This is a genomic window from Streptomyces alkaliphilus (assembly GCF_014141535.1).
In the GTDB taxonomy this organism is placed as follows: Bacteria; Actinomycetota; Actinomycetes; order Streptomycetales; family Streptomycetaceae; genus Streptomyces; species Streptomyces alkaliphilus.
Window position 1 is genome coordinate 1 of sequence record NZ_VKHT01000565.1, and the last position, 3,432, is coordinate 3,432.

Genomic DNA, 3,432 nt, shown 5'->3' on the forward strand with positions numbered 1-3,432 from the left:
CACCCACCCGGCGCGCGTCCCCGCTCCTCACCTCGGCCCCGGGGTCTCCGGCGCGTCGACGAGCAACCGGGTCAGCTCCACCCGCGAACGGATGCCCAGGGCGCTGAACACGTTCCGCAGGTGATGGTCGACGGTGCGCGGACTCACCGAGAGCCGCACCGCCACCTCCCGGTTGGTCGCCCCCTCCGCCACGTGCCGGGCCACCCGCAACTGCTGCGGGGTCAGCGCACCCAGCACCTTCGGCGCCGGGCCGCCCGCGGGGTGGTCGCTCTCCCCCGTCGCCCGCAGCTCGCCCCGGGCACGCTCCGCCCACGCCCCGGCACCGCACTGTTCGAAGCCGATCACCGCGTCCCGCAGCACCTCCCGGGCGTCACGCGGCCGACGCCCCCGGCGCAGCGCCATGCCGTGCAGCAACTGGGTACGCGAACGCTCGAAGGCGTTGTCCGCGCCCCGATGCGCCTCCAACGCCCCGGCGAACGCCTGCGGGGCGGTCTCCGGCGGCGCGCACAGGGCCCGGCAGCGCAGCAGTTGCGGCACCGCCTGCGGGTCGGCGGTGGCAGCCGCCCAGGTCGCCAGGTGCGAGAGCGCCGGACGGGCGTGCTCGGGCCGCCCGGCGAGCACGGACGCCTCGATGAAACAGGGCAACGCCAGGGTGCGCAGCGCGAAGTGGCCCCGACCGGAGCCGTTGCGCAGCAGGGCGCCCAGTCGCAGCGCGGCCTGCCGCGGCCGGTTGAGCGCCAGGTCGCACCGGGCCAACGCCCACTCCGCCATCGTCGCCGCGATGCCCAGACCGTGCGCTCCGGCGTCCTGCTCGGCGTCGGCTGCGTGCCGGGCACACCGCTCGGGGTCCCCGTCGATCGCCGCCGCCATCGCCAGCGCGGCGTGGTGGTGGGCCGCGCTGTTGCGCTGCCCGGTGCGCAACGCGCTGCGCAGCCCCTCCCGGGCGTGCGCGGCGGCCCGCCCCTGTCGTCCGCAGCGCAGTTCCGCGTAGGCCAGCAGTTCCAGGGCGTGCGGTTCCAGCACCCGCTCGCCCCGCAACCGGGCCACCGCCAGGCCACGCGAGGCGCAGGCGTACGCCAGGTCGTTCTCCCCCAGCAGCATCGCCACCACCGCCGCCCGCAGCAGGTCGGCGCTGTGCTCGGAGCGCCGGGCTCGCTCCAGCACCCGCCGCAACGGCGCCGTGCCCGCCGCCAGTCCGCTCTCCAGCAGGGCCGCCATCCCGGCCCCGTAGTCGTCCCGGGGCCCGGGGGACCCGTCCCCGGCGCCGGCGAGCGGTGACACCGGCGAACCGGTACCCGCCACCCAGGCGGCCTCGGCTGCGATCCGCAGGGCGTCGCCGGCCCGGTCCGGGTCGTGCGGGCCCAACAGCCGGGCCGCCTGCGTCAGGGACTCCCGGGCATCGGTGATCACCCCGCACTCCCGTTGCAGGGTGCCCAGAACCAGCGCCGCCCGTCCCCGGGTGACGTCACCGGCCGGCAGCACCCGGGCCCGCTCCAGCAGGGTCCGCGCGGTCTGCGGCCGACCGGCCGCCCAGGTGTGCTCGGCGGCGGCGGTCAGCAACCCCGCCCGGATGTCCGGATCGGTCACCAGCTCCGCGGCGCACAGCAGCGCGTCGGCCGACTCGCCCGGCGGACGCACCGCGGCGGCCCCCTCCGCCTCCACCTCGGCGGCCAGTCGGGCCGCGAGGTCCGGGTCCGGGCCGTCCGCGGCGGCCGCCAGGTGACGCAGGCGCGGCAGTGGATCCACGGCCCCGTGCAGCGCCCCGGCCAGGGCCCGGTGCGCCTCCCGCACCTGCCGGGGGGACGCCACCCGGCGCACCGCCCGCCACACCAACGGACCGCCCGGACGCCATCGGTCGCCCTCCCGGCGCAGCACCCCGGCCGCCTCCGCCGGGGCCGCGGGGTAGGCACCGGAACCGGCCCCACCGGCCCCGCCCTCCTCCGGGTGGTCCGACCCCGGGCCGGTGGAACCGGCGGCGGGCCCGGCGGCCCGCAGCACCACGCCGATCTCCGCCTCCCCCCGCACCTCGCACGCGGCGGCCACGAACACCAGCAGCTCCCGGGTGGGGTGGGGCAGCGAACGGATGGCCTGCTCGGTCCTGCGCAACCGGGGGCCGTCCACCGGCAGCGGGCGGGGCAGCGGATCCACCCCCGTCAGGCGGGCCGACGAGAGCCGTTCCAGCAGGTCCGCCAGGAGTCCCGGGTTGCCGGCCGCCCCGTGCGCCAGGGCCTCGCGCACCGCCGGGTCCGCGCCCTCGGGCAACGAGCGGTCCAGCAGGGTCTCGACCTCCGCGTCGGCCAGCGGCAGCAGCACCTCCTCCGGAACGCCGCCCAGCAGGCCGTCGGGGGGCGAACCCGGACCGATCCCGGTCAGGCCCATCACCAGCGCCACCGGCATCCCGGCCCCCAGGCGGCGGGCGACGAAGCCCAGTACCTCGCGGGAGACCGGATCCACCCACTGGACGTCGTCCACGCAGCACAGCACCGGGCCACCCGCCCGGGTCCGCTCCTGCAACAGCAGCAGCACGGCGTCCCCGAGCACCGGAACCGTCGCGGGCGGCGCGTCGCCCGGTCTGCTGCTCCCCAGCAGTTCCCGGGCGGCCCCGGGACCGGCCAGCCGGGTGGCCAGGGCGTGCAGACCCGCCAGCGGCATCCCGGTCTCGGCCCGCACGCCGCGCAGCCGGACCACCGGTTCGGGGAACTCGACCGGCACGGTCGAGAGGCGACCGGCGCCGGGAGGCGCGGCGGGCCGGGATGCCACGCTCCCGCCCGGGGCGGACGGTGGGGCGGGCCACCGCCCGCGCCCGCGGACCGGTGGCGCGGCGAAGGCGGAGGCCGCCCTCTCCAGCACCGCGCTGACCCCCATACCCGTCTCGGCGCGCACCAGCAGCGCGCCTCCGTGGCCCGCGCGGGCGCGGTCCAGCAGGGCGCGGACCGCGGTGTCCGTACGGGACCGGCTCGGGAACGAGGACGTCGAAGGACTGTCCATGTGGTTCGGACCTCCCTGCCCGGGGCGTGATCGCAGGTGCCCCCGTCACGCCCGTTGTCGCACGACAGCACCGACCGGATCGCTCGTCCATGCCGGCGTGTCCAAGTCGAGGCGGGTGCCCAGTCCGTGACGCGGGGAACTGTGCGCGCGCACAGAACGCCCGGGTTTCGTACGGAGCCGACAAGACACGGAGCGGAGGTCGGTGATTTCGCCGATGCCGGGCAGAGGGCTCGGGACCAACATCGGCACCGCGTCACCGCGGCGTTCCCGGACCGGACGCGGAGGCCCCCGGGCGGAAGCACGCGCATCACCCGGGTGACGTGAATGACGTCGTGTCAAGGTCCTTTCGGGACACCGCGCACGGCGTCTGCGGCGGTCACGCTACCACCGACGCTTTTCGGCCACACTCATCGCTCTGTTCCTCCCCTCCCGCCGCACCCCGGC

1 protein-coding gene is annotated in these 3,432 nt (G+C 77.5%); it reads right to left on the bottom strand.

Annotated features, from left to right (window positions below):
* Window positions 1-27 precede the first annotated feature (27 nt).
* Complete coding sequence (locus FNQ90_RS28195) at window positions 28-2,988, bottom strand: helix-turn-helix transcriptional regulator (RefSeq protein ID WP_182607123.1); 2,961 nt, start codon at window positions 2,986-2,988, stop codon at window positions 28-30.
* Window positions 2,989-3,432: the final 444 nt, after the last annotated feature.

Coding starts and splice junctions, on each gene's coding strand:
- FNQ90_RS28195 (WP_182607123.1), bottom strand. CDS start 2,988: ATGGACAGTCCTTCGACGTCCTCGTTCCCGAGCCGGTCCCGTACGGAC.